This is a genomic window from Paracoccus sp. Ld10 (assembly GCF_045064235.1).
Taxonomy (GTDB): Bacteria; Pseudomonadota; Alphaproteobacteria; order Rhodobacterales; family Rhodobacteraceae; genus Paracoccus.
In genome coordinates this window covers 133,670-158,772 of record NZ_JBISHD010000003.1, presented here as the reverse complement: position 1 = coordinate 158,772, position 25,103 = coordinate 133,670, and the positions used below count along the sequence as shown (strand labels likewise).

Below are 25,103 nucleotides of genomic sequence, written 5' to 3'. Positions count from 1 at the left end.
GCAAGCCCACCGACAATGGCTTTATCGAGGCGTTCAACAGCAAGCTCAGGTCGGAATGCCTGAACGCGCACTGGTTCATGAGCCTTGCGGACGCACAGGAAAAACTGGAGACTTGGCGTAGGCACTATAACGAGGACCGACCCCACAGCGCCATCGGACATAACGTCCCGATCGCCCTGCATTATCCCGGCGGCGCAGCCAGCCCGTCGCCGGACCAAGCCGGAAAACTCCAGCATCCGGCGGTCCAAGGTTAGGGAGCAGCGCACAAACCGGCAGACTCTCGTTATGATCGAGGGACCAACGGGGGGCAGGTCACCCTTGTTTCCGTGAACGGCGATGCATTCATCGATTTCAACGCCTCTCCCAGCCAAGGAAGGTTGGTCGAAAACGCCAGTGTCAAACGGTACGGTTCTTGGGGGACAGGGCACATAGCTTCCAGACTGCGCCATGGCGAGTGCGGCCAGGCGCAGCCTGCTGATAAGGCTCAGTTCCATCGGGTTCTGTTTATGAGATTTTAATCTGTGATGCGTACGCATTTGCGTCGGGTACAACAGTAGGAATCTAACCGTGTTCGCATTCCGCATCCTCCCTCGCATTCTCGAGAAAATCACCAGTTTCGGACTTCGAGCAAGGGTGGCGGTAGCATTACTTGCATGCTTGGCTCTTCTGGCCCCCGCTGCGCAAGCGCAGACTCCCACGTATGCTTATAGCATCACTTGGACAAATACGGCGGATTCCTCTGATAGCCGAAGTGGATCAATTGCATTTACAGATCTCGATAATCCACATGGCTCCATTGTTAGCTTCTCTTTCAGCGATGGTGTGAAGACCTATGACCTACAAGATGTCGATATATTTTTCTTCGACGTTTCGGGCAGGCTCTCTGGGTCTGGCGAAGAGGTCGGTCTTCTAAGCGACTTGAACTTCCATTCGGATGATGGAGTATGGCGGGGTGTCAGTCCAAACACTGTTGCCAAACAGGACACCATGTCGTCCGACCCCGTATGGGATTTTCACGGCGGTTATCAGATTACCAGCTTTGTCGGCGGTAATACCGTACCGCCGTCTGTCACCCTGGCCTTTGAACCAGCGGCCGGCGCGCTGCCGGCCGGTACGGTGGGCACTGCCTACAGCGGGACTGTTTCTGCATCGCAGGGCGCTGCTCCCTACAGCTATGCGGTCACCGCCGGTGCTCTGCCGGCAGGATTGTCGCTCGACGCCTCGGGCAGCCTCGCGGGCACGCCAACCGCGGCGGGTGAGCACGCGTTCACCGTCACCGCAACTGATGCCCATGAGTTGACCGGATCCGTCAGCTACAGCATCGCCGTGGCCGTCCAGGCGCCGGTGGCGCGCAACGTCACCGCCGTGGTTGACGCGAACTCAGCGGACAACGCCATCACGCTGGACCTGTCGGGCGGCGCGGCAACCTCGGTTGCAGTGCTTGCCGGTCCTGCGCATGGCATAGCGACGGTGTCGGGCACGACGATCACCTATACCCCGGCCGCCGGCTATTCCGGCTCCGATAGTTTCACCTACACCGCCACCAACGCATCCGGCACGTCCGACTCGGCCATCGTGACCCTCACCGTCAGCGCGCCGACCCTGGCCTTTGCACCAGCGGCCGGTGCGCTGCCGGCCGGTACTGTGGGTACTGCCTACCGCGGGACCATTTCTGCCTCGCAGGGCGCTGCTCCCTACAGCTATGCGGTCACCGCCGGTGCTCTGCCGGCAGGATTGTCGCTCAACGCCTCGGGCAGCCTCGCGGGCACGCCAACCGCGGCGGGCGAGCACGCGTTCACCGTCACTGCAACAGACGCCCATGAGTTGACGGGATCAGTCAGCTACAGCATGACCATCGACGCCGCTCCTGTTGGTTTCAGTTTCACACCCGCCCCGGGCGCTCTGGGCGCAGCCATGGCTGGCGAAGACTACAGCCAGATGATCACTGCCACGGGCGGGACCGGGGCGTTGACCTATAGCGTTTCGTCCGGGGCCTTGCCGGAGGGACTGGTTCTCGTGGCTGCGACCGGTGAACTGAAGGGAACGCTGGCGTCAAACACAGAGGACGGATACGCATTCAGTGTGGAGGCCCGCGACAGTAACGGTGCCACCGATGCAGCAGCCTACACCCTGAAGGTCGGGGAGCGGGAAGTGACGGTGACTGACAAGCGGATCCAGGTTGCTCCGGGATCGTCGCCGTTGAACGTCGATCTGACCAGAGGAGCGACCGGTGGTCCTTTCATGTGGGCAGAGGTTGTCGCCGTGGCACCAGAGAATGCCGGCAAGGTATCCATCGTACGTGGTGAATTTGCGCAGGCTGGTCTGTCCGGTCCTCTTGGGTGGTATCTGAAGTTCATTCCTGATCCGGCCTATTCCGGCACGGTGACGGTGGACTTCAGCCTTACCAGCGCGCTTGGCGTTTCCAACACGGGAACCGTCACCTACGAAATCAATTACAACGCAGCAGAGGTCGCAGCAGATATCGACGGCCTTGTACATGGCTTCGTCAGGAATCGTCAGAGCATGATCGCCTCGACGATCAATGTTCCCGGCCTGCTGGATCGTCGGCGCATGAATCAAGCGACCGAGCGCGTCACGGCTCATGTCAGTCCGTCGGGGCAGGGCGTAAAGCTCAGCTTCTCAACCAGCCTGGCACAGATGGAAGCGGCGAAAAACCATGCCAACGGGGTCCACGACGCCACCATTCCTCCGTTCAACATGTGGATGGATGGCACATTTCTGCTGCACAAGCGCGACGCTGGCAATGGTGAGGGCGGCGGCAAATGGGGCCGCTTCGGTATGATCTCGGGTGGGACGGACTACCTGCTCAACGACAAGGCGCTTGTCGGCTTCAGCCTCCACTACGATCGCATGACGGATCCATCGGATGAAGATGCCGAACTGACGGGGAACGGCTGGATGGCCGGACCGTCCGCGTCTTTTGAAGTTGGGAACGGTGTGTTCTGGGACACCAGCCTGTTCTATGGCGGCTCTTCGAACGATATCGATACTGAATTTTGGGACGGGACTTTCCACACCTCGCGCCGAATGTTCGACACCTCTGTCAAAGGTCAGTGGACGCTTGATGAAACGACCACTTTAACGCCAAAGCTGCGCGCGGTTTACTTCAAGGAAAGCGTAGACGATTACGTCGTCAACAACGGTGCTGACGAAAAAATTGACGTTGGTGGTTTCACCGAGGAACAGCTGCGTGTTAGCTTTGGTGCCGAAATCGTTCAGCAGCTGACGCTGAGGGACGGAACAATGCTCGCGCCAACGCTAGGCTTTACTGGCGGTTTCTCTGGCCTGGACGGGGCGGGCGGGTTTGGCTCGATCAGTGGCGGGGTCAGCGCCCGAACGCCAGATCAGTGGAACATCGGTCTTTCGCTTCTTGTCAACATTGAGGGCGACGGCGCCAGATCCGCGGGTGCACGGGCTAGTATCGCAAAGCAGTTCTGACAGAGCACGAGCAAGGGCATCTGCTCTTGCCGGTGATTTTCTGGGTACACCGGCTCATCACGGCTGGCTCTGGATCTGTCGCGGTTTGATGCTGTTCCTTTAAACGCACTTGCTGCAACAAACGAAACGGACTATGGGCACCGGGAGAACGGATGAACTTCGCAAGCAAGCATTGCGAAGTTTGCGGACCAACGGCCTGACACGGCGGCACGTTGCGGATGACCAGGGCGTTGGGCATTCGACGCTGAACAAGTGGGCGGCAGCGCACCGCGACACGGATGTGGTATCGCCCGAAGAGTCGGTTTTCGCGCGAACGGCTGGGGCGTGAGAACCGCATCCTCAAGAAGAGCGAGACATCTTAAAAAACGGTCTTGGGCCTTGGCCCGCCTGTGCGCGGTAGAAGCAGTCTGTGCTTTGGTCGTCTGCGGAGGGAAATTGCCGATCACCTATCGGAAGAACTGACCCCGTTTAAAAAAGCGGCACATGGGCTGATGCACAGTTCAGAGTGGTGACGCCGCTATCGCGGTGATCCCGGTTCGGAAGATGACGAACTTGCACTGTCCGCGCCCTCCCGCCTGAATGCGGGTGATTTTATCTGCAACACGATAACCGGCGACGATTCTGACATGAAGACGATGAACCCTAGCGGGGCGGCGATCGACATCGGGTCGACCATGCACATGGCCGCACCAGACGGGCGTTGTTACAGGATTCACGTTTCGAGGTGAGCTCCCCTTACCCCGCTGATCTCATGCCACGCGCCTGATCTCGGCGGTGCCGAGTGCGTTGAAGCGGTTCATGAGTGCGACGCGGATGTGGACCTCGGCGGCTTGCCTGTCTGGGTCGCGCGAGGCGATGCGCTCGCCGAAGGATTTGAGGCAGCGCATCTTTGCCGCGATCCGACTTCGGACGTGATGGCCGGACCAGTGCCTCCAGTTGGCTCGTCCAAAGCGTTTGCTCGCACGCACGATGTCGGTGCGGGGCGAGACAATGTCCGCCATCGGTCCGAGGACAATGGCGGGCGCAGCGGGGCAGTCCTCCTTCCACAGGCGGCCGTTCCTGCGGATGGGGATGACGGCAATGCCGCCGCGATCCACGATTGCGGTGTGGCATCGCCGGGTGTCGAAAGCACCGTCGCCGGTCACGGTGCCGATCTGTTCATCCGGCGGGATCTGATCCAGCCGGTCAGGCAACACAGGGCTGTCACAATCGCGGCTTGAGGTGAACTCCACCGCCCGAATGTCGCCGGTGGCAGTATCCATGGCCAGGTGAACCGCTGCCGATACTGGCGCCTGCGGTGGGTGGCGTGCTTGCGCGCCAGCCACTCTCGTTCATCGGGCTTCGCGGCCCCATCGGGGTTACGGTCCCTCTTCACCCCGGGAACCTGATCCCCGTGCTGTCGACCAGCAGGTTCAGCGACCCCGCTCTGCGACGGTGGGTGATCTGCACAGCAAGGGTCTACTGCCTGCGGCTCAAGGTGGAGAAGTCCGGCACCGGCCAGTCGCGCCCTGCCATCGCCGATGCTGGTCACCATGCCATCTCGCCATGGTCACTCGGACCGTCGCCCATCGGGCTTGAACCGATGGCGCCGCGATGGGCAACCGTCCTCATGGCTCGATTTGCCGAAGCGGCAGGCTGAAGAGGACCTTCACCATCAAGCAGAACTGGACCGCAGCGTCGAAGAACACGGGCGGTCGCCCCTCCCTGATCGCCATCCACGCCATGTCCTTCTCCAGCCCGATCAGCAGCGAGCCGCGCTGCTTGAGGGCGTCATTGCAGGGCTTGAAGTTCGTCGTGCGGGAGCGGGCAGGCTCGGGCTTCGTCATGCCTAGACGCTGAACCTACAGCAGCCCCCGCGGCAATCCTCGTTAGGGAGAGTTGTGCAACAATGCCCATCAAAGGAGCGGCACCAAACCGCGACAGGTCCAGTACTGCCGTGATGGAACGCGCGACCTGAACTTGACCCGGTCAGGCGACGTCGTCTTTCGATACCAAGGTCCGCGGCGACGTCCATCATCCGGCTTGTCAACCGGATGATGGGGCGAGCGCTGGCTGGGGATCAGTCCCACAGATGCGCCAGGACGGCGTCTGTGATGGCATCGGTGGTGTCGCGTCCCGGATGGGTGCCGATTCCTTGGGCGGTGGTGGCCTCGATGGCGGCCATGATCCGCGCGGCGGGGGCGGTCTGGGCCAGATGGTCCAGCATCATCGCTGCCGACCAAAAAGCCGCCATCGGGTTGGCGGTGCCCTTGTCCGCGATGTCGGGTGCCGATCCATGCACCGGTTCGAACATCGACGGGTTCCGGCGCGTCGGGTCGATGTTTGCCGATGCCGCAAAACCCAGGCCTCCCTGGATCGCAGCCCCAAGATCCGTCAGGATGTCGCCGAACAGGTTCGATGCCACGACCACGTCCAGGGTCTCGGGCGCCATGACCATGCGCGCGCACATCGCGTCGATATGGTAGCGGGTAACCTGCACGTCCGGGTATTCGGGGGCCAGTTCTTCGGTGACCTCGTCCCAAAACACCATGCTGTGGCGCTGTGCATTGGATTTGGTGACCGAGGCCAGCTTGCCGCGCCGGGCCTGCGCCTGTTCAAAGCCAAAGCGCAGGATGCGTTCCACCCCCGCGCGGGTAAAGATAGAGGTCTCTACCGCGACCTCGTCGGCGGTGCCTTGATGGACGCGGCCGCCGGCGCCGGAATATTCGCCTTCGGTGTTCTCGCGGATGCACAGGATATCAAAGTCGCGGGTTTTCAACGGCCCCTCGACTCCGGTCAGCAGGCGGTGTGGGCGGATATTGGCGTATTGCACAAACGCCTTGCGGATCGGCAGCAGCAGCCCGTGCAGAGACACGCTGTCGGGCACGCGCGCGGGCCAACCGACCGCACCCAGAAAGATCGCGTCAAAGCCGCGCAGCGTTTCGATCCCGTCATCCGGCATCATGCGACCATGCTGGAGGTAATGGTCACAGGACCAGGGAAAGCTTTGCGTCTCGACGCTGGCGCCGCTGGCGGTCACGACCTTCATGGCGGCATGGGTCACGGGAATGCCGATGCCGTCCCCTGGGATCAGTGCGATGCGGTTGGTCATGGAAGGCTCCTCAGATATCGATCAGCACGGTCTTGGACGGGCGGTTCGCGCGACAGGCCGTGCGGTCCCGATCGGTGTCGGTGTGGAACCGGCCATAGCCCAGGCTGCCCAGGATATAATCGCGCGAGCGGTCATCGCGGTTGATCCAGGCCGTGCCTGCCTGAATGTGCCGCACGACCCGCATGGCCTGTGCCATGGTCCATGTAAAGATGCCTGCGCCATGCGGATGGGTCGCGGCGCCAGACAAAAGCCGCGCTGGGCGGTCTTGCCAGGGGCAAGGGGGCCGATGGTGGGATCGTCACGATGGCTCGTTCAGTCGTGACCCGTTTGTCGTCGATCGTCATGCCCGGGGGAACACATGGTCTGTACAATTGGCGCTGGACGCTGCCCCGAGTGCCGTTAAAATCGGGCGCATCATCTTCCTGGACGGTGCGAACCCTTTACCCATCATGGCGGGCATGGGTGCATGTCGTTTTTTCGTTGCCTGATCTTCGGTGGCTGGCGTTGCAAGACGACGGTGGGCCGGGAATTCCGGACGGACGGGGACCCCGCAGATCAAAGGACAATACGATGCCGAGCAGTGAGAAAATCAGCCCTCCCCTGACGGAGTTGGAGATCAATACGACCGACGGTGGGTTCTACAACGGATTTTCGGTCGCCGTCGCCGTGCCCGCCAAGATCATCATATCGGTCATCGTGGTCTGGGCCATCTTCTGGCCCCTTCAGTCGGGCGAGATCCTGACGGGCCTGAACGGCATCATCCTTCAGTATTTCGCCGCGTGGTACACGTGGATCGTCGCGTTCTTCATTCTGGTGTGTTTTTCGCTGGCCGTCTGGCCTGCGGCGGCCAGGCTGAACCTGGGCATCGACGGGGAAAAGCCCGAATTCACCCGGTTCTCTTGGTTCTCGATGATGTTCGGGGCGGGCATCGGCGTCGGCATGCTGACCTGGGCCGTGGCAGAACCCGTATCCCACCTGCAGAGCAACCCGGAAACGATCATGGGCATCACCGCTGCGGGACAGGCCGACAATGTCGCGATGGCCTACAAGTGGTCATTCCTGCACTGGGGGTTCAGCGCATGGGCCTGTTACGCGATCTGCGGCCTGTCGCTGGCCTATTTCAGCTATCGCCGCGGTCTGCCGCTGACGATCCGGTCCGGGCTGACGCCCCTGTTCGGCCAACGCCTGTCCGGACCGCTGGGACATGTCGTTGATGTCGTGGCCGTCGTCGCCACGATCCTTGGCGTCGCGCAGACGCTGGGCTTTGGCGTTGATCAGTTGGTGGCGGGCCTGACCCGGATCGGCATCGCTGGTCTTGTGGATGCCGAGGGCGCGGCGACCATGACGGGCATCATCATTGCGTTGGCGGTGATCATGGGGCTGTCCACCCTGTCGGCGCTGTCCGGCGTCGGTCGCGGGATCAAATGGCTCTCGAATCTGAACATGGTCCTGTCATTCATCCTGCTTGGATTCTTCATCGCGTTCGGGGCCACGTGGTTCGGCTTCAACGCGCTTTTCGTGGGGCTTTGGCACTATGTCACCAGCCTTCCCCAGATGAGCCTGAACGTCTTTCGTTCGGACGGGGTCGAGGGGTCGGAGGCGTTCCTTCTGGCGCAATGGCAGGGATGGTGGCCTGTGTTCTACTGGGCGTGGTGGATCGCGTTTGCACCCTTTGTCGGCCTGTTTCTTGCCCGCATCTCCCGCGGACGCACGATCCGCGAATTTGTTCTGGGCGCGCTGATCGTGCCCGCGCTGATGTGCTTTGTCTGGTTCGCCTGGGCCGGCGGAACTGCGATCGATCTGGAGCTGAACGGCGGCGCCAACGGGGTGATCTTTGATGCCGCGAATGGCGACATGATCTTTGCCATGACGGAATTCATGCTGGCCCCCATCGCGGGCTGGCTGGCATGGGGAATGGCCTTGCTGATCGTCGTGCTGTTGCTGACCTTTCTGGTGACCTCGGCCGATTCCGCGGTTCTGATCGTGAACACGATCAACGCCGCCGGCGACGAGGGGCCGAAATCGCGTCCGCATGTCGTGTTCTGGGGTGTCGCACTGGCTATGGTCGTGGCGGGGCTGTTGATTTCAGGGGGAACCACAGCCATCCAGACCGCAATGGTCATCGGGGCACTGCCTTTTTCGCTGGTCATGGCGCTTATGGCGGTGGCGCTGCTCAAGGCGATCTATAACGATACCCGCCGGGAGAGGGCGGGCGTTCCGTCAACCCACGACAAGATCGACGGCGCGACGCCGAACAACCTGACCCCGGGTCTGGGCGCGTCCTGACGCCAGGTGGCGCATGTCGGACGGTTGGTGCACACGCTTGGGCAATCTCGCCCGGGCGTGCGGCGTCCGGGTCGATCCTGTTGCGGTCATGATCACCCGCCCGATGCCATGGGCCCCGCCCGTCGTGCGATCCAGGGCCCCCCTGTCCCGCACAGAACGCCGGACCATGGAACGCCGGTGATCAGTCAGGAACCGGTGCGGATCTCGTCTGACGGCACATGTCGGGGTTGACGCCCGCCGCAGTCAGGGTCCATGCGGTCATCTGTCCGACCAGTTCCCGCGTTGCGGCATCAAAGGCCGGGATCAGCTCTGCGGTGCGGGTACCAGAGGCCGGTGCGGTGGCGGCAAAATCACCGCGTGCAATGATCCTCGCATCCATTTCATCGACCAGTTGGGCCTGTACGCTCAGGCGGATCAGCGTGCCATCGGCAGACAGTTCGACGTTGAAATCCCGGATTTCGCTGATCATCGCGACATCCCCCGACAGGCCCAACGGCGCGCGACCGACCTGATCAAAGCTGCCGGTCGCACTGAGGGTTTCGACCAGCAGGCGCTGCAGCGTGGCTGGCACGGTATCACCCCATTCCGCATCCGGCAGGTATTGGGTCTGCAACGCCGATGGGCGGATCATGATCCGGTTGCTGTCCAACGTGCCGCGTGTCTTTGGCGGCTCGATCACCAATTCGCCGATGCGTGAGCGTGGACAGGACAGTGCCACGGGCGCGCGCAATTCGAACAGGTCACGCTCGGGTTCGCCCTGCAGGGCGGACAGGGCGCCGCAGCCGGGCAGGGTGGCGATGGTGACGATCAGCAGGGCCGTTGGCAGGCGCATGGGAAACCTCATCTGCGGAATTCAGGAGTGCGTGGACCGGACAGCAATTGCGCCGGGTTGCGGCGCAGGGTCGAGACAAGCTGATCCATGTTCTGGACCAACGTGCGCATGTCCTGCGACAGCCGGGTGATCTGGGGCAGCGTGTCCCCGGTAAAGGCCTGGACAGGTCCCCGTGCGCCGTCCAGCATCACGCGCAGCGAGGCGAATGCCGCCGCGGCATTGTCCGACGCCGCGCGCAGGCTGGCGCTGATGCGTGGCAGGTCCTCTGGAACGGACGCCAGGGCATTGGTTGCCGCAGCCAGGGTCGTGCGCAGCTCTGCGGCGACGGGTGTCAGGTCGCCCATCACGCGTTGTGCTGTGTCAAAGGCCGCCGTCCCGGAGGCCAGCGCAATATCAAGCCCGTCCAGGCTGGATCGGCCCTGTTGGGCCAGATCCCCAAGACCCGCCGCGCCGCGCTGCAGCTCTTGCGTCAGCGCGGCCAGGTCGCTCTTGACATAGCTTTCCACCCCGTCCAGCGTCGTCTGTGCCTGCGCAGCGGCGTCGGCAAAGCGGTCCAGCGTCGTCACCGCCGCGCCGCCCAGACTGTCCATCTGATCGCCAAAGGCCGCGATGCCGGTTGCGGCCTGTGAAATCGCATCGGTTGCCGACGCGACATCCGACAACGCCTGATCCAGATTTCCGCTGGAACGTTCGATATTGTCCAGTATCGCCGCGACCCGGCCCTGGTTCTGTGGCCCCAGGATCTGGGTCAGCTGTTCGGCCACCAGGCTGAGGCGGGCAATGATCAGCGGGCCTTCGTCCGTCAATGTCTGCAGGGCCGACCGGCTGGAGGTGATTACGGGCACGTCGGAGCCGTTCATGTCGCGCAGCAGGCTCGCGCCGCCCGACCCCGCGCTGACCGCGACCAGCGCCACGCCGGTGACGCCCTGCACCTCCAGGGCCGCCATGCTGTCGCTGCGGATCGGGGTGTCCAGGGCAACCTCTATGCGGACGCGCACCGGCAGCGGATTGTCCGGTGCCAGACGCATCTCCACGACCCGTCCGACCGGAAGGCCCGCAAACCGGACCTCGGACGCGGTCCCAAGGCCGGACACCTCGGGGAAATAGACGTCGTAATAGGCGAATTGCCGGTCCAGCTGCAGCTGCGCGAACCACAAGACGAAACCTAGAATCCCCAGAAAGCCCGCGATGGTAAAGGCGCCGATCAGGACATAATTGGCCTTGGTTTCCATGCTGCTAGTCCTTTTGGGTCACTGCGCGCGCACGCGGTCCGTGGAAATATTCGTGGACCCAGGGGTCATCGACGTCTTTCATCTGAGCCATCGTGCCCGTCGTCAGCACGCGGCGTTCGGCCAGAACCGCGACCCGGTCACAGCAGGCGTGCAGCGTGTCCAGATCATGGGTGACCAGAAAGACCGACAGGTTCAGCGCGTCACGCAGCGTCACGATCAGCCTGTCGAACGCCGATGCCCCGATCGGGTCCAGCCCGGCCGTGGGTTCGTCCAGAAACAGGATCTCCGGGTCCAGCGCCAGCGCGCGGGCCAGGCCGGCGCGCTTGCGCATGCCGCCGGACAGGTCGGCCGGCATGTTGTCATTGGCCTTCCACGACAGGCCCGCCATGCCGATCTTCAGTTCGGCCAGACCGCGCCGCTGTGCGTCGGACAGGCCCGGGACGGCGCGCAGCGGCACCTCGACATTCTCGCGCACGGTCAGCGAAGAGAACAGCGCGCCATCCTGAAACATGACGCCCCACCGCTGTTCCAGCGCGCGACGGTCAGGGCCGGACAGCGCGCCGATGCGATTGTCCAGGACGTCGATGGTCCCGGCCCGGACCGTATCCAGCCCCACGATGGCCCGCAGCAGAACGGACTTGCCCGTCCCCGACCCGCCAACCACGCCCATGATCTCTCCTCGGTAAAGGTCCAGATCCAGGCCGTCATGGACGACATGGGTGCCGAATTGCGTGCGCAGGCCCCGCACCCGGACGACGGCGTCGTTCACAGCCCCACCCGCGCAAAAAAGATTGAAAAAGCCGCATCCGCGATGATGACCGCAAAGATGGCGCTGACCACGGCAGCCGAGGTCATCCGCCCCAACGATTCCGCATTCTTGCCCACCTGCATCCCTGCGTGACAGCCGATCACCCCGATGATCAGCGCAAACGCCGGCGCCTTGATCAACCCCACGGCCACATGGGCCACACTGATATCGGCCAGCCGCGCCAGGAACACGGCGGGCGATATGCCAAGTTCGACCCACGACATCATGGCCCCGCCCAGCAACCCGGCCATCGCCGAAATCAGCCCCAGGATCGGCAGCACGATCACCAGCGCCAACACGCGCGGCAGGATCAACACCGTGTCCGGGTCCAGCCCCAGGGTCCGCATCGCATCGATTTCCTCGCGCATCTTCATCGACCCGATGGACGCGGTCAGTGCCGAGGCCGTGCGCCCGGCCACCACGATCGCGGTCAACAGAATGCCCAGTTCTCGCAGGATGGAGATCGCGATCAGGTCGACGACAAACACCTCGGCCCCGAACTGGCGCAACTGGTCCGACCCCTGAAAGGCCAGAACCACACCGATCAGAAAAGACATCACCGTCACGATGGGCACGGCGCGCAGGCAGCTTTCCTGTGCGTGATGGACCAGCGCAGTCAGCGGGAACTGCGTTGGCGCGCGCAGCGCACGCCCCATCGCGGCCAAGGTCCGCCCCAGGTATTCCGCCAGCTGTACCATGTACAGGGCTGCGCCCGAAACCCGCTGTCCCGTCGCCTGCAGCATCCGGCGCCAAGCAGGGACGGCGGGGGGCGATGGGTCCGCGACGGGCCGCGCGGCGTCCACCGTGGCCAGCAGGTCGGTATGCTGTGCAGACAGGCCGGTCAACGCCGCCCCGGCCGCACGGCGTCTGTTCAGTTCCCACGCGCCTGCGGTGTCCAGTCGGGCAACGGCGGCCAGATCGATCCCGGTCCTGTCTGGCGCGTCCAACTGGCACAGGGTCCAGACGACAAGATCGCCCGACAAGACCAGACGGGCATTCTGTCGACGAACCGTCAGGGTCGGGGTAAGGCGGATCATGGGGACCTTGAGAAACGGGATGGAGGGACAGGGATCATAATGCGCATTCCGGAATGACATGTGTGGTCCGAACGATGACGCATTCGGCCAAGACATGCCTTGATCCAGATCAGCCAGCCGGCCGATAGGGGCCCGGATGCGGCGTGGTATCGTTTTTACAGTACAATAACTTTCGTTACACGAGCCGGTTCATAATGCCGAGGTTCTGATTGTTCCGCGCCGATATGCAGCTCTTGTTGTGTTTTAGTTAGGTTGGCGCGGCAGGTCGGCATAAAAATTTAGCGGCAAACAGCAGGCGTACGAACCAAACGCGGCAAATTTGGGCCTTCGAGCCCGTTTGAGACTCTCGCGCTTTGAGGCACTGCGCAAACAGGATTGCGACAGGTAATTACAGTGGCGCTGGTCAGTGTCGTCGAACGATCATGACATGAGTTGCGTAACGCTCTGTCGCATTCTTGAACGTGACCGCGGTCGGCGGGCCGAGCGACATGCAGTCGCCCGCGCCCAGGATCTCGGTCTCCGGCCCGCAAAGAGTCGTCAACTGGCCGTCGAGTACCCAGATCGACTGGCTCATAGATATATAAGCTTCAGCGGGAAACGGGGCCTCGGCTTCGGGCGGGAGCACGACCTTGGTGACATTCATGCCGGTATTCGCACCGTCAGGCGAGACACTCTCACCCGACAGCCGCGTCTTCGGGTCGAAGAAGGTCAAACGCGTCGCCTGCCGGGCAACGCGCAACTCGATCGCCGCCGACTGGGCGACGATCTCGGACTCCCTCATGCCGAAGGCAGCCGAGAAGCTTGCCCACCATCTCGATCGTCGGGCTGCTCTGTCCGCGTTCGGGCTTGTTGATCATGCCCTGCGAGGTGCCCGCCCGGCGCGCCAACTGCTGGCGGCTCCAACCGAGGCCCTTGTGCACCTCGAAAAACCGTTCCGCCAAGCTCTGCAGAACGGTAACGGGCGTCTGGGCCGCGGGGGCATCGTGGGTCGCGGGATAGGTCGTTGCGTTCGAGCCTTTGTCTGTCTACCCGATGTCCCGAACCCGGGGCAGCTTCGCCAACCGCTAAGATCAAAGAACCAAGCGCAAAAATTCTTCGGGCGAGATCACCGGCACGAAAAAGGCGTTAATACGATCCATCGCCGCCGCTTTCTAATCTGGTCGCGCCCAGCCAGAGGCATCCCCGATGACAATGGCTAGATACCCATTGTCGCGCGCGATGCGGGCATTGCTCTTAATACACCGATCGAGGCGAATGCCCGTCAGCACCCGCTTGCGTGTCAGTTCAAGCGGCAGAGGAGTTCCGAACCACGCCGACTGCAACACAACCGTGCTGAGGTCGTTGTCGCTGAGGTGCACAAGTGCGCGGAGCTATTCCACGAGGTCATTGTCCGCAGCCGCCTGCTCTGGCGTCTGCGTCGGCGCCGCGGTCCAAAAGGCGTATTGTGCCGCGTCAAAGTCGTTTTTGGAATCGTCCGGCCGGTACAGCGGATATCCGATCCAGTTAAATGACACGAAGTTCTTTGGCAGCGCGCGCCGCCTCGGCGACTTTGACCGTCACCGGTAGGCTGCCGCGTTCCCGGTGCCGCTCGGTCGCCTGCACACGGCTCTGTTGCACAAATCGAAATTATTTCTCCTTTTTAAGGCTTTGTTGCACAACCGGCAGGCCATTTTTGCAACAAAGTCTCAGGAACTTGTTAACCACGGCGCTCAGCGATCCGCTGGCCTGATATCGCGGAGAACCGTTAGGGTTCCGCCGCATCGCATCCAGGCTGATGCCCACCAGCGGGATCTTCCGGTGGGAATAGATCGTCTTGAGGGTCCGCCCATCGGGCGCGATCGAGATATGCGGGACCTTGTGGTCCAGCAGGATGTGATGCGGCCTCAGGCCTGCGATTTCGGCCGGGCGGCAACCGGTGTTAACCAGCGCCAGCAGGATGTCCCGCGCCTGATCGTTCAGCCCTCCTCGAACACCGGGCTTGAAAAGGACGGTCCTGGTCCATTCGTTTGAGAACGGTAGGTGCGTGATCTGCTCGCCCTCGGAAAAGGCGAGCTTGCCGACAGGTAGGTCCAGGCGCAGCCGCTTCATTTCGTTGACTGTCCGAAGGATCTTCATAAGGGCCAAGATGTCCTTGTTTGCACTGTTGGCTGTCATGGCCTCGTCACGAATGCGCTCCCACCACCACTGGCGATAATCTAGCATGTGGTCACGGGTGATCGTCTCGATCGGCAGGTCGCCCGCGATATCAATGAAGTTGGCTACGGCGCGCTTACGCTGGTTGCGCCATATCCGAAGCTGGTCTGCGTCTTTGCCGTGGGTCCGTTCCTCGGTCAGCACCCAGAAAATGCTGAGTGCCTCGGTGACGGTAATATGTGGTGGGTCGGTCTGACCCAAGACAGCAATCGCGTCGGCCTTCATCAGCCCGCCTGCCGGATCGCGGGCGGCATCCACCCGGTCAAGGATCTCTGTCAGCGGCTGCCGCGCCACCTGCGGGGCCTTGGCAAAGCGGAAGCCATGGGCCTGGGCCAAGTCTCGAGCGGCCTCGAATCTAACCATGGCATCATCGGTCTGGCCTTTCAGCCGCGCTTCCCATCCAAGACAGGTCTGATCCGACACGGCACGGGCCTTGGCTTCGGCCTCGACGCGCGAATCCGTCTTGAGCGACACCACCAGCCAAGGCCGCGACTCGACGCCTTGATATCCAGGAGGAACGCGCCGGTTCAGGTAATAGGTAGTGCCGCGGAGAATGAGGGTCTTGGGCTGGACAATGTGTGACCCGCTCCATGCGTGCAATGAACTTGATGCACCAGATGATGCCCAATTTGGTGCACAAAATTGGCTGATTAATCTATCGTGACCCAAAGTTGGGCCGCAAGACCTCAAATTTACGCTGCAATTTGATCTCGTCTTTGGGTGATTGTGGAGCGGGTGACGGGAATCGAACCCGTGTCTCTAGCTTGGAAGGCTAGGGTCTTACCATTACACAACACCCGCGCGTGAGATTGTATAGTCCGCCCGCGCGGCGGGTTCAAGCGGTCGTGTCACCGGCGTTGCGCAAAGAACCGCCGCAGCAGGTCGCGCGATTCGGGCGCGGCCAATCCGTCATAGACCTCGGGGCGGTGATGGCACTGCGCGTGCCGGAACACCTGCGCGCCGTGTGCAACGCCCCCCATGCGCGGGTCGGACGCGCCGTAATACAGCCGGGCGATCCGCGCGGCCGAAATGGCTGCGGCGCACATGGGGCAGGGTTCCAGCGTGACCCACAGGTCGTGGCCGGGCAGGCGTTCGGACCCCAAGGCCGCACACGCGGCGCGGATGGCCAGAATCTCGGCATGGGCGGTGGGGTCGGACAGTTCGCGTGTCCGGTTGCCCTCGGCGGCCACCACGCGGCCCATCGGGTCGGTCACGACGGCACCCACCGGCACCTCTCCGCGCAGGGCGGCGTCGCGGGCCTGGGACAGGGCAAGTGCCATATGGGTGGTAAAGGAGGCCATGACTGCCTTGTCGCAATCGCGCGCGCGGCGCGCAAGCGGTGGAAAGAAATGCTTTCCACAAGGCCTGCTTGGGCGTATGCACCCCTCTTTGCCCCGCAGAGATGCGAAGGAGACGCGCATGACCGACGACCATATTCCCGACCGCAAAGCCCCCCAGATCGCGCCGCGCACCGAGGCCGACCGCATCGCCAAGGTGATGGCCCGCGCCGGTGTCGCCAGCAGGCGCGAGGCGGAGCGGATGATCATCGAGGGCCGCGTCAGCGTGAACGGCAAAAAGATCGACAGCCCCGCCCTGGACGTGGCGCCGGGCGACCGCATCACCGTTGACGGCAAGAAGCTGGAGGAGCCGCAGGAGACCCGTCTGTGGTTGTACTATAAGCCGCTGGGCCTGATCACGTCGGAAAACGACGAACTGGGCCGGCAGACGGTGTTCGACGCCCTGCCGCGCGACATGCCGCGGGTGATGACCATCGGCCGTCTTGACCTGAACTCCGAGGGTTTGCTGCTGTTGACCAACGATGGAGAGCTGAAGCGTCGGCTGGAGCTGCCCGCGACGGGCTGGTTGCGTCGCTATCGCGTGCGGGTCAACGGCACGCCGTCGGACATGACCTTTGATCCGCTGCGCCGTGGCGTCACCATCGAGGGAGAGGATTTTTCCCCGATGGAGATCAAGTTGGACAGCCAACAGGGCGCGAACGCCTGGATCAGCGTTGGCATCCGCGAGGGCAAGAACCGCGAGATTCGCCGCGCGATGGCCCATGTCGGCCTGCAGGTGAACCGCCTGATCCGCATCGGATACGGCCCCTTCAAGCTGACCGGCATGGACAAGAACCAGGTGACCGAGGTCAAGCGCAAGGTTCTGCGCGACCAGTTGGGCGGTCTGCTGACCGGAGAGGTCGAGGACAAGCCGCGCGAGATGCGCCCCCGTGGTGCCGCCGGCGAACGCGCCGCCCGGTCCGAGGGTGGTGATGGCGGTCCGCGCCGTTTCGGCCCCAAGCCCGGCTTTGACGGCAAGCCCGCAGGCCGTGGCTTTGGCGATCGCCCGCGTGACGGACAGGGCGACCGCCCGGCCCGCAGCTGGGGTGCCAAGCCTGCCGGTACCGACGGCGCGCGCCCGCGCTTTGCTGGGCGTGACGATTCGGCAGGTGGTTTCGGCGACCGTCCGCGGCCAGCGGGCGACAAGCCGCGGTGGAAGAAATCAGGCCCCGGCGAAGGTGGCGCCCGCAAATCCGGTCCCGGAGACGATGCCCGTCCGGCACGCTTTGCTGGCAAGCCCGGCGAGGCGCGCAAGCCGTTCGGCGGTCCACGCCCCGAGGGTAAGCCGTTTGGCAAACCGCGCGCCGACGGCGATCGCAAACCCTATGGTGCACCGCGTGGCGAGGGGGCCGAAGGCCGCAAGCCGTTCGGCGGTCCGCGCCCCGAGGGCAAGCCGTTTGGCAAACCGCGCGCCGACGGCGACCGCAAACCTTATGGCGCACCGCGTGGCGAGGGGTCCGAAGGCCGCAAGCCGTTCGGCGGTCCACGCCCCGAGGGTAAGCCGTTTGGCAAACCGCGCGCCGACGGCGATCGCAAACCCTATGGTGCACCGCGCGGCGAAGGGGTCGAGGGCCGCAAGCCGTTCGGCGGTCCGCGCCCCGAGGGCAAGCCGTTTGGCAAACCGCGCGCCGACGGCGACCGCAAACCCTATGGCGCACCGCGCGGCGAAGGGGCCGAGGGCCGCAAGCCTTTCGGCGGTCCGCGCCCCGAAGGAAAGCCGTTTGGCAAACCGCGCGCCGATGGCGACCGCAAACCCTATGGCGCACCGCGTGGTGAAGGCGCCGAAGGCCGCAAACCGTTCGGTGGCGCGGGCGGCAAGTTTCAGGGCAAGCCCCGCCCGGGTGGCGCCAAGCCGTCCGGTGCTCCTCGCGGCGATCGCCCGCAGGGAGGCGGACGCCCCGGCGGCAAACCCCGCGGCTGAAGGCCACACATGACGACGCAAGAGGGCCGCCCCGTATGGGACGGCCCTTTTTGCTGCCGGCCGGCCTGTGGCTACTTGGTCAGGATCAGTTTGCCCGCACGGGTGATCCGCAGTTGATAGACCTGCTCATCCAGAACGATCAGCGCCTGGTTCCCGCCCTGGGTCAGGGCAGTGGCATCATGCTGTGGCATCCGTGCCAGAACTGCGGTGCAGGGGCGGGAGAAATCGGCGGGGCGCGTTGCGGTCATGGTCAGCCTCATGCTGGATCAATGGGTATGACCCAATGCTGACAAATTCGTTCAGGTTTGTCAAAGTAAAATAGTCGGGTTTTGTGGCGATGTCCTGATTGGGCCGGTGGGGTGGTCCGGGCCGCCGATCAGCGACCCGCTGATCTGTTACTCTGCGGCGAGGCAGTCGATGATCGTATCGGTCATCTGGGTCATCAGGGCCTCGTACTGACCGGCTCCGGGCGACAGCATTCCCCCTTCGGGGCTCAGCTCTCCGCCGATGCGGATGTCGCTGCCTTCGGTCACGGTCTGGATCAGGCTTGCATCATGAGCCTGTTCCGGAAAGGCACAAACCGCGCCTGTTTCGGTGATCCGGGTGCGGATCTGATCGATCCGCGCCGCGGATGGGGTCGATGCGTCGCCCAGAGAAACCGCGATCGCGGGCTGCAGGCCGAAATGGTCGGTAAAGTGACCGTATGCATCATGAAAGACGACAAATCGGTCCTGTGAATGCGGAGCCAGCCGATCGCGCAGCCGATCATCAAGCGCGCCAATGCGGTCCGCCGCTGCTTCGGCATTTGCGCGATAGGTTGCGGCGTTGTCGGGATCCTGTTCCGACAAGGTGGTCGCGATGGCCTCCAGCCATGGGCCAGCATTGGCAATGTTCAGCCAGGCGTGAGGGTCGGTGCCGGTATGGTTGTGGTCATGACCGGCGTGATCATCGTGATCATCGTGATCATCGTGATCATCGTGGTCAGTGTGGTCCTCCGCCCCGTCGGCGGCATAGTCGCGCAGGGCAACGCCCTCGACCTCCAGCAGGCGCAGCTGGGTGGCGCCCGACAGCGTATCAGAGGCTCGTGACAGCCATGGCGTCAGGTCCGGCCCCATCCAGATTACCAGATCGGCCCCCTGCAGCGCCTGCGCGTCCGATGGGCGCATCTGGTAATGATGCGCGCTGGCCCCCTGGGGCAGCAAGACGCGCACCTCGGCCAAGTCGCCCATGACCTCCTGGACCAGCGCCCCGGTGGGGACCAGGTCGGTGACGACCTGTGGGGCGGCCAGGGCGGGGACGGCGGTCAGCGACAGGATGGCGGCAAGGGATGCTGGGCTGCGCATCGGATTCTCCTTCAGAGGCGGGTTTGTTGCGATGGCGGGGTTCTGTGTGTTACAGGGTAACAAGTCAACCATAATGTAATAAAGTAACGCATTGCTGCGTGAAGGATTCCCGTGCCAGACCATGATCAGGACCATGTCATCGCCGCGACCTTTGCGCCGCATGACCATCGCGAATGCGCCCACCGCGCGCTGGACGAGGCTGCGGCCCGGCTGGCCGAGCAGGGCGCCCGCCTGACCCCCGTCCGACGCCGCACGCTGGAGATCCTGTTGGAAAGCCACCGGGCGATGGGCGCCTATGAGGTGCTGGACCGTCTGGCGACCGAAGGGTTCGGCCGTCAGCCACCCGTCGCCTATCGCGCGTTGGAGTTTCTGGTCACCCACGGGCTGGCCCACCGGCTGCAGCGGCTGAACGCGTTCGCGGCGTGCCTGCACCCCGGTCACGACCATCACCCCGCCTTTCTGATCTGTCGCAGCTGCGACAAGGTCGCAGAGGCCTCGGCCGTCCCGATCCGCGATGCGCTGACCGCCGTTGCGGCGCAGGGCGGTTTCCGCGTCGAACGTGCCACGATCGAGGCGCTGGGCCTATGCGCCACCTGTGCCGCCGAGGGCGTCGCATGACGCCGCTGATCGAATCTCGCGCGCTGACCATCCATCGGCCCGGTACCACCGAACCGGTGCTGGCGCAGGTCGATTTTCGCATCTGTCCCGCCGAAATCGTGACCGTCGTCGGCCCGAACGGGTCGGGCAAGTCGTCACTGATCAGGGCGCTGCTGGGGCACATGCCGCTGGCATCGGGGGCGGTGACGCGTCGGCAGGGGTTGCGCATCGGCTATGTCCCGCAGCGTGTGCAGCTGGACACGGCCATCCCGATGACCGTGCGCCGGTTCCTGTCGCTGCCCGTCCGCGTGTCCAACGATCAAGCCGAGGATGCGCTGATCCGCACGGGCGTCCCGGGCCTTGGCGCGCGCCAGCTGACCCAGCTGTCGGGCGGTCAATTTCAGCGGGTGCTGCTGGCGCGTGCGTTGTTGGCGGACCCCCATCTGCTGGTGCTGGATGAACCGACGCAGGGCTTGGACCAGCCCGGCATCGTGGCGTTCTATCAGCTGATCGAGGAGGTGCGCCGCCAGACCGGTGCGGCCGTGCTGATGGTCAGCCACGACCTGCTGGTGGTAATGCGGTCGTCGGACCGGGTGGTCTGTCTGAATGGCCATGTCTGTTGCGAGGGTACGCCACAGCATGTCAGCACCGCCCCCGAATACCGCGCGCTGTTCGGCGCCGGGGCCGAGGGAACGCTGGCGTTGTACCAGCACCGCCACGACCATGACCACGCCGACCGGGCGCAGGGGTGACGACCGATGCTTGACGATTTCTTTGTGCGCGCCGTTCTGGCGGGGTTGGGGCTGGCGCTGGTGGCGGGGCCGCTGGGCAGTTTCGTGGTCTGGCGGCGGATGGCGTATTTTGGTGATTCGACGGCCCACGCCGCGATCCTGGGCGTGGCGATGGCCCTGGCCTTCGAGGTGTCGATCTATGCCGGCACGCTGGCGGTTGCGGTGGCGATGGCCTGTCTGGTGTCCGCGCTGGTCACAAGAGGACAGGCGATGGACACGATCCTGGGCGTGCTGTCACATTCCGCGCTGGCCGTCGGTCTGGTCGCGATCAGCTTTGTTCCGTCCGCACGGTCCGACCTGTCCAGCTATCTGTTCGGCGACATTCTGGCGGTGGGCCGGGCTGATCTGGTCCTGATCTGGACCGGGGCGGCGCTGGTTCTGGCGGTTCTGATTCTGCGGTGGCAACGGCTTGTGACCAGCAGCCTGAACGAGGAACTGGCCATGGCCGCGGGAATCGACCCGCGCGTCGAACGCCTGGTCCTGTCCCTGGCGCTGGCGGTGGTGGTTGCCCTGGCGATTCGAGTGGTGGGGTCGTTGCTTATCTCGGCGATGCTGATCGTCCCGGCGGCGGCAGCCCGCACATGGGCGCGCACCCCCGAGCGGATGGCCGCCGGTGCGGCCGCGATCGCCGCGGCATCCGTCATCCTTGGGTTGTGGGCCAGTTTGCGACTGGACACGCCGGCGGGTCCCTCAATCGTGACCGCGGCGGCGATCTTTTTCGTCGCTGCGCAGGCACTTCGTAGGGCCTAGTGCCGAATTGTCACAGTTTTTCCGGGGGTTTGCGGGGGGCGGAACAAAGCGCTGAAACCGGTGTTGGCCAATATGCAACAGTGCTTGCAGGCCCACGGTGGAATCAATTCAATGCTGCTTTTCAACTGTTCGGGTTTGTGTAACTGTCGCCTCGATGTTGCCAGAAATGGCAGCCGTCAATCGAAACGGAGCATGATCATGACCAAATTCGCTACTTTCGCGGCCGCTCTCGGCCTGACCGCAACTTCGGCTCTGGCCGGTGGCTATGTCGCCCCCGTCGTGGAAGTCGAGCCCGTCATCGTCGAGGAGCAGGCTGCTTCTTCGAACGCTGGCCTGGTTGTCCCCGCCCTGCTGCTGCTGGGCGTCATCGCCGCAGTCGCTTCGGACGACGACGACAGCTGATATCGGATCGGATCGGTTACACGATCCGAGCCACAAGGGGCTGGCCTTTGGCCGGCCCCTTTTTTATAGCGCGCAGGCCTGTCTGCCCGACACCCTCGCATGAAAAAACCGGCCCCGCAAAGGGCCGGTTTTTTCGTTCCGATGGCCCGTGTCAGGGACGCAGCGTCTGGATGGTCACATAGCCCATACCCGGGCCGATCCACTGGCGCGATACGGGGATCTGGCCGTTCTGGACCAGATAGTTGTTCTGGAACGTCGTTCCATGGCCTTCGCAGCTTTCCAGGATCACGCCGGGATTGGGTCCCGGCGCGGTCGTGCAGGAGAACTGCAATGGCCGTTCCAATCCATCACCCGACAGATAGCGCATGACGCGTGTTCCGCGTCCGGACTGACCTGCACGGATCAGACTTTCGGTGCCGGGTTCCGCCACCGACAGGTCGCGGCCCAGGCCACGTGTGCCGATCAGCATGCCGCCGCGCAGGATGACGGCCTGTTCGTCGGGCGTCATATAGGTGCGCATGGCGCCGTTCGTCCCCGTCAACGCCAGAACCTGCGTGCGCGCCGGGCTTTCGAAGGTCGCCTGGATCAGCGGGCCTTGATTGACGCGCAGTGCCTCGGCCGCGGCCTGCTGGGGGCTGGGCGCAGGGGTCGTGGGCCCGGCGGTTCCGCGGGCCGTGATGGCCTGAGTGGCGGTCTGCGCCAGGACCGACAGCGGGCTGGCCCCGGTTTCGTCCGCACCGGTATTGCCACAGGCCGACAAGGCGGCCACAGCAGCCCCGGCCAGGATTGCGCGCATCTGCATCGGTCCGTTCATCGCCAGAACCTCCCCCAGCCTTCGTAAAGATCGACGGTGTGGCTTTCGCGAACACGGTCGTACAGGCGTCCGTCGACAGTGACCCGCGATCCGCCATCGCGCGACAGCGACCGGATGTTGGTCGACACGCGGTCGCGGCTGGCCTGTCCCGTGGCCCAGCCAAGCGGGATCGACAGCGTCACGCCCTTGTCAAAGCTGCCCTCGCCGAACTCCTCGGCCGACAGGTCGGTCTTGGTGGCATAGGCGCCGATCTGCCAGCCATTCGCGAATTCGCGCGCCAGCGTCACGGTGGCACCCACGTCGCCGGCCAGGTACTGTCCGACATCCAGCTGAGCTGTGAATCCTTGGGTGAATTCATAGTACGCCGACACATGGCCGGTCGTGACCTCATAGTCGCGGAAATCGAACAGCTGATCAAAATCGCGCTTGCGGACGCGGTTGATCTCGGCGCCAAAGCCCAGGGGCGAATTGGCGGGCTTCCACAGCGCCTCGGCGGAGACGCCGCCATAGGCGCGTTCCAACAGGCCCACGGTCACGCGGGTATAGATCGCGTCCGACGGCTTGGCGTACCACGCCAGCGTCAGTTCCGGGATCACCGGGCTGGAATTGCCCGTGTACATCCGCGTGTCCGACCGGACCCGCGGCACCCCTTCGGGCGTGGTTTCCAGGTCGGGGTCCGATTCATATTCGTCGGGCGTGTAATATTCGCCGCGCTCCCCCGGGATGCCTGGACCGCGCTGGCCGATATCGCCAAAGACGCGCTGGCGCAGGGCGCCGGTGGCGATCAGGCCGGGCATCAGCTCATAGCTGGCGCGCGCCTCGGCGCCGACCTCGTGGGTCAGGCCGTCCTCGGCGCTGAAGATGCCCAGATCCAGATAGGGTTTTATCGACCAGCGGAACCGCGGGTACAGGCCCTGGCTTGCGATCAGCCCGGGCGCGGCGGGACCGGCGTCCGTCAGGGTCGACGCGGCGGCGATCTGGCCAGCCTCGGTGTTCTCCAGCCGCTCGACATCGCTGCGGCGCAGGGTCACCGATGACGTCGGCATCCCGTCGCTGGTCGAAGTGATCACGAAGGTTTCCACCGACGGGGGCAGGGCACGGGTCATCAGGCGCGCGGTGCGGCCGACGGCCTCGGCCTGATTGATATAGCGCTGGTTGCGCAGGCGAACCTCGGCACGGGTCGGCGCCAGGGCCATGCTTTCCAGCAGCATCCCCTCATCGGCCATGCCGTCGCGCAGGGCCCGCTGGATGGCGGGCTGGGCCGTCGGGTCCTGCGACCAGGTGCCCGACCAGCCGTCGGGATCCTGTGCGGGGGCGGGGCGCGGACGCACCGGCGCAGGCGCGCTTTCCAGTCCCGACGGATAGGTCGAGTCGCGCGGGTTCAGCGCGATGGTGAACTGTGCGCCGATGGTCTCTCCACCGATGGTATAGATCCCGGCCTCGTAGTTGCGGCCAAAGCGATAGTTGGCGGCAAGGTTGACGTTGCTGCCGGGCTCGTCGCCCTGCTGGAATTCGTTGCCGTTGTTGTAGCGGGCAAGATAGATGTCGTTCGAATATTCCGCGACCAGGTTCAGGCGGTCATTGACCTGCCAGCTGACCGAGGCAAAGGGCTTGGCCCCGCCGCTGAACCATTCGTCGACATTGGGGGTGCCGCCCTCGTCACCGACGTCGATGATGCGCGGCTTGCCCGCCAGCGTCCCCCATCCCAGACCGACCGATGCGCGCACCGTCGGCGTCACGTTGCGCGTGGCCACGATGTATTCGCCCGAATAGACGCCGGTCCCCAGGAAATCCTGCAGGCCGACGGCGACCGCGGGGCGCCAGCCGTCCTCGTCCACGATCTGATAGCGCAGATCCAGCGAGCGGTCGGAAATGAACCCCTCCTGCCGATAGTCGTCGATCCCGTCGACGCGGCCATAGCGCAGGACCGTCGTCAGCCCCGGCAGCGCCTGGAAAAAGACGTTGCCGCGCCGGGCATAGTCCGACAGCGACAAGGTCGCGCCCAGGCTGCCGTCGGGCAGGGTCTCGGCGGTGGGCGTGTCGATGCCGCCCGGCAGGCCATAGGTCGACATGTTGCGCCCCAGCATCGGGTCGGCTGTCGCGACGCCGACGCCCGACCCCGTGATCAGGGCCAGGGGCAGTGTGGTGGCCATCAGCTGGCGGATCAGACGCGAGCGGCGCATCGGCGGCTTCCTTTCGGCGGCAGGATC

Annotated in this window: 22 protein-coding genes, 1 tRNA gene and 2 pseudogenes; 9 read left to right on the top strand and 16 right to left on the bottom strand. The window is 64.1% G+C overall.

What is annotated here, in order from left to right; genetic code table 11:
• From ACJJVR_RS01345 to ACJJVR_RS01335, 3 genes and pseudogenes are all read left to right on the top strand, one after another.
• Window positions 1–254: transposase (locus tag ACJJVR_RS01345; protein ID WP_405401613.1), on the top strand; the 254-nt coding region annotated here is incomplete at its 5' end.
• Between the two features lie 403 nt (window positions 255–657).
• Window positions 658–3,459, top strand: coding sequence for a putative Ig domain-containing protein (locus tag ACJJVR_RS01340; protein WP_405401612.1), 2,802 nt, complete (start codon window positions 658–660; stop codon window positions 3,457–3,459).
• Window positions 3,460–3,592: 133 nt separating this feature from the next.
• Window positions 3,593–3,823, top strand: a pseudogene (locus ACJJVR_RS01335) (transposase); the annotation flags it as partial.
• A 385-nt stretch (window positions 3,824–4,208) separates the two neighbouring features.
• On the opposite strand, the pseudogene ACJJVR_RS01330 reads toward ACJJVR_RS01335, so the two are convergent.
• The 3 genes and pseudogenes from ACJJVR_RS01330 to ACJJVR_RS01320 form a co-directional block, all read right to left on the bottom strand.
• Window positions 4,209–5,285 (bottom strand): annotated as a pseudogene (locus ACJJVR_RS01330) (IS5 family transposase).
• Between the two features lie 233 nt (window positions 5,286–5,518).
• Window positions 5,519–6,550, bottom strand: coding sequence for a tartrate dehydrogenase (locus ACJJVR_RS01325; RefSeq protein WP_405401611.1), 1,032 nt, complete (start codon window positions 6,548–6,550; stop codon window positions 5,519–5,521).
• Window positions 6,551–6,560: 10 nt separating this feature from the next.
• On the bottom strand, window positions 6,561–6,746 hold the full coding sequence (locus tag ACJJVR_RS01320; RefSeq protein ID WP_405401609.1) for an aldehyde dehydrogenase: 186 nt from the start codon (window positions 6,744–6,746) through the stop codon (window positions 6,561–6,563).
• 374 nt (window positions 6,747–7,120) lie between these two features.
• Between ACJJVR_RS01320 and ACJJVR_RS01315 the strand changes: the two genes are divergently transcribed.
• Entirely contained in the window at window positions 7,121–8,836 is a 1,716-nt protein-coding gene (locus ACJJVR_RS01315) for a BCCT family transporter (RefSeq protein WP_405401606.1), read from the top strand.
• 181 nt (window positions 8,837–9,017) lie between these two features.
• Here ACJJVR_RS01315 and ACJJVR_RS01310 read toward each other — a convergent pair whose 3' ends face one another.
• From ACJJVR_RS01310 to ACJJVR_RS01270, 9 genes are all read right to left on the bottom strand, one after another.
• On the bottom strand, window positions 9,018–9,680 hold the full coding sequence (locus tag ACJJVR_RS01310; protein ID WP_405401605.1) for an ABC-type transport auxiliary lipoprotein family protein: 663 nt from the start codon (window positions 9,678–9,680) through the stop codon (window positions 9,018–9,020).
• Window positions 9,677–10,900, bottom strand: coding sequence for an MlaD family protein (locus ACJJVR_RS01305; RefSeq protein ID WP_405401604.1), 1,224 nt, complete (start codon window positions 10,898–10,900; stop codon window positions 9,677–9,679). Before ACJJVR_RS01305 ends, ACJJVR_RS01310 begins: the two co-directional genes overlap by 4 nt.
• Window positions 10,901–10,904: 4 nt before the next feature.
• On the bottom strand, window positions 10,905–11,669 hold the full coding sequence (locus tag ACJJVR_RS01300; RefSeq protein ID WP_405401603.1) for an ABC transporter ATP-binding protein: 765 nt from the start codon (window positions 11,667–11,669) through the stop codon (window positions 10,905–10,907).
• Entirely contained in the window at window positions 11,666–12,745 is a 1,080-nt protein-coding gene (locus tag ACJJVR_RS01295; protein WP_405401601.1) for an MlaE family ABC transporter permease, read from the bottom strand. Before ACJJVR_RS01295 ends, ACJJVR_RS01300 begins: the two co-directional genes overlap by 4 nt.
• Before the next feature lie 403 nt (window positions 12,746–13,148).
• The gene (locus ACJJVR_RS01290) at window positions 13,149–13,526 is read right to left on the bottom strand and encodes a hypothetical protein (protein ID WP_405401624.1); all 378 of its coding nucleotides are present in this window, start codon (window positions 13,524–13,526) and stop codon (window positions 13,149–13,151) included.
• The gene (locus tag ACJJVR_RS01285; RefSeq protein ID WP_405401621.1) at window positions 13,420–13,665 is read right to left on the bottom strand and encodes a helix-turn-helix domain-containing protein; all 246 of its coding nucleotides are present in this window, start codon (window positions 13,663–13,665) and stop codon (window positions 13,420–13,422) included. Before ACJJVR_RS01285 ends, ACJJVR_RS01290 begins: the two co-directional genes overlap by 107 nt.
• Before the next feature lie 706 nt (window positions 13,666–14,371).
• Window positions 14,372–15,538, bottom strand: coding sequence for a DUF6538 domain-containing protein (locus tag ACJJVR_RS01280; protein WP_405401599.1), 1,167 nt, complete (start codon window positions 15,536–15,538; stop codon window positions 14,372–14,374).
• Between the two features lie 127 nt (window positions 15,539–15,665).
• Window positions 15,666–15,739 (bottom strand) — tRNA-Gly (locus ACJJVR_RS01275).
• 47 nt (window positions 15,740–15,786) lie between these two features.
• Window positions 15,787–16,239 carry a nucleoside deaminase gene (locus ACJJVR_RS01270; protein ID WP_405401597.1) on the bottom strand — a complete coding sequence of 151 codons (453 nt, stop codon included), beginning with the start codon at window positions 16,237–16,239 and terminating at the stop codon, window positions 15,787–15,789.
• Window positions 16,240–16,357: 118 nt separating this feature from the next.
• Between ACJJVR_RS01270 and ACJJVR_RS01265 the strand changes: the two genes are divergently transcribed.
• Window positions 16,358–18,196: a pseudouridine synthase gene (locus tag ACJJVR_RS01265; protein ID WP_405401594.1), complete on the top strand. Its 1,839-nt coding sequence runs from the start codon at window positions 16,358–16,360 to the stop codon at window positions 18,194–18,196.
• A 71-nt stretch (window positions 18,197–18,267) separates the two neighbouring features.
• Here the strand turns inward: ACJJVR_RS01265 and hemP are convergent, their stop codons facing one another.
• On the bottom strand, window positions 18,268–18,444 hold the full coding sequence (gene hemP / locus ACJJVR_RS01260; RefSeq protein ID WP_405401593.1) for a hemin uptake protein HemP: 177 nt from the start codon (window positions 18,442–18,444) through the stop codon (window positions 18,268–18,270).
• Window positions 18,445–18,591: 147 nt separating this feature from the next.
• Window positions 18,592–19,539, bottom strand: coding sequence for a zinc ABC transporter substrate-binding protein (locus tag ACJJVR_RS01255; RefSeq protein WP_405401591.1), 948 nt, complete (start codon window positions 19,537–19,539; stop codon window positions 18,592–18,594).
• A 111-nt stretch (window positions 19,540–19,650) separates the two neighbouring features.
• On the opposite strand from ACJJVR_RS01255, the gene ACJJVR_RS01250 reads away from it, so the two are divergent.
• The 4 genes from ACJJVR_RS01250 (at window position 19,651) to ACJJVR_RS01235 (ending at window position 22,079) form a co-directional block, all read left to right on the top strand.
• Complete coding sequence (locus ACJJVR_RS01250) at window positions 19,651–20,157, top strand: Fur family transcriptional regulator (protein WP_405401590.1); 507 nt, start codon at window positions 19,651–19,653, stop codon at window positions 20,155–20,157.
• Entirely contained in the window at window positions 20,154–20,888 is a 735-nt protein-coding gene (locus ACJJVR_RS01245) for a metal ABC transporter ATP-binding protein (protein WP_405401588.1), read from the top strand. The genes ACJJVR_RS01250 and ACJJVR_RS01245 overlap by 4 nt, the downstream gene beginning before the upstream one ends.
• A gap of 6 nt (window positions 20,889–20,894) precedes the next feature.
• Entirely contained in the window at window positions 20,895–21,677 is a 783-nt protein-coding gene (locus ACJJVR_RS01240; RefSeq protein ID WP_405401586.1) for a metal ABC transporter permease, read from the top strand.
• Window positions 21,678–21,875: 198 nt separating this feature from the next.
• Window positions 21,876–22,079 (top strand): hypothetical protein, encoded by a 204-nt coding sequence (locus tag ACJJVR_RS01235; protein ID WP_370453559.1) that lies wholly within the window; start codon window positions 21,876–21,878, stop codon window positions 22,077–22,079.
• Between the two features lie 151 nt (window positions 22,080–22,230).
• Here ACJJVR_RS01235 and ACJJVR_RS01230 read toward each other — a convergent pair whose 3' ends face one another.
• Together ACJJVR_RS01230 and ACJJVR_RS01225 are read right to left on the bottom strand one after the other, a co-directional pair.
• Window positions 22,231–22,893 (bottom strand): YjbF family lipoprotein, encoded by a 663-nt coding sequence (locus ACJJVR_RS01230; RefSeq protein WP_405401585.1) that lies wholly within the window; start codon window positions 22,891–22,893, stop codon window positions 22,231–22,233.
• Window positions 22,890–25,076, bottom strand: coding sequence for a YjbH domain-containing protein (locus ACJJVR_RS01225; RefSeq protein ID WP_405401583.1), 2,187 nt, complete (start codon window positions 25,074–25,076; stop codon window positions 22,890–22,892). The genes ACJJVR_RS01230 and ACJJVR_RS01225 overlap by 4 nt, the downstream gene beginning before the upstream one ends.
• Window positions 25,077–25,103: the final 27 nt, after the last annotated feature.

What these genes read in the sequence shown, in the direction of transcription:
- ACJJVR_RS01325 (WP_405401611.1), bottom strand. Translation starts at nt 6,550, where the DNA reads ATGACCAACCGCATCGCACTGATCCCAGGGGACGGCATCGGCATTCCC.
- ACJJVR_RS01320 (WP_405401609.1), bottom strand. Translation starts at nt 6,746, where the DNA reads ATGGCACAGGCCATGCGGGTCGTGCGGCACATTCAGGCAGGCACGGCC.
- ACJJVR_RS01315 (WP_405401606.1), top strand. Translation starts at nt 7,121, where the DNA reads ATGCCGAGCAGTGAGAAAATCAGCCCTCCCCTGACGGAGTTGGAGATC.
- ACJJVR_RS01310 (WP_405401605.1), bottom strand. Translation starts at nt 9,680, where the DNA reads ATGAGGTTTCCCATGCGCCTGCCAACGGCCCTGCTGATCGTCACCATC.
- ACJJVR_RS01305 (WP_405401604.1), bottom strand. Translation starts at nt 10,900, where the DNA reads ATGGAAACCAAGGCCAATTATGTCCTGATCGGCGCCTTTACCATCGCG.
- ACJJVR_RS01295 (WP_405401601.1), bottom strand. Translation starts at nt 12,745, where the DNA reads ATGATCCGCCTTACCCCGACCCTGACGGTTCGTCGACAGAATGCCCGT.
- ACJJVR_RS01290 (WP_405401624.1), bottom strand. Translation starts at nt 13,526, where the DNA reads ATGAGGGAGTCCGAGATCGTCGCCCAGTCGGCGGCGATCGAGTTGCGC.
- ACJJVR_RS01270 (WP_405401597.1), bottom strand. Translation starts at nt 16,239, where the DNA reads ATGGCCTCCTTTACCACCCATATGGCACTTGCCCTGTCCCAGGCCCGC.
- ACJJVR_RS01265 (WP_405401594.1), top strand. Translation starts at nt 16,358, where the DNA reads ATGACCGACGACCATATTCCCGACCGCAAAGCCCCCCAGATCGCGCCG.
- hemP (WP_405401593.1), bottom strand. Translation starts at nt 18,444, where the DNA reads ATGACCGCAACGCGCCCCGCCGATTTCTCCCGCCCCTGCACCGCAGTT.
- ACJJVR_RS01255 (WP_405401591.1), bottom strand. Translation starts at nt 19,539, where the DNA reads ATGCGCAGCCCAGCATCCCTTGCCGCCATCCTGTCGCTGACCGCCGTC.
- ACJJVR_RS01245 (WP_405401588.1), top strand. Translation starts at nt 20,154, where the DNA reads ATGACGCCGCTGATCGAATCTCGCGCGCTGACCATCCATCGGCCCGGT.
- ACJJVR_RS01240 (WP_405401586.1), top strand. Translation starts at nt 20,895, where the DNA reads ATGCTTGACGATTTCTTTGTGCGCGCCGTTCTGGCGGGGTTGGGGCTG.
- ACJJVR_RS01235 (WP_370453559.1), top strand. Translation starts at nt 21,876, where the DNA reads ATGACCAAATTCGCTACTTTCGCGGCCGCTCTCGGCCTGACCGCAACT.
- ACJJVR_RS01230 (WP_405401585.1), bottom strand. Translation starts at nt 22,893, where the DNA reads ATGAACGGACCGATGCAGATGCGCGCAATCCTGGCCGGGGCTGCTGTG.
- ACJJVR_RS01225 (WP_405401583.1), bottom strand. Translation starts at nt 25,076, where the DNA reads ATGCGCCGCTCGCGTCTGATCCGCCAGCTGATGGCCACCACACTGCCC.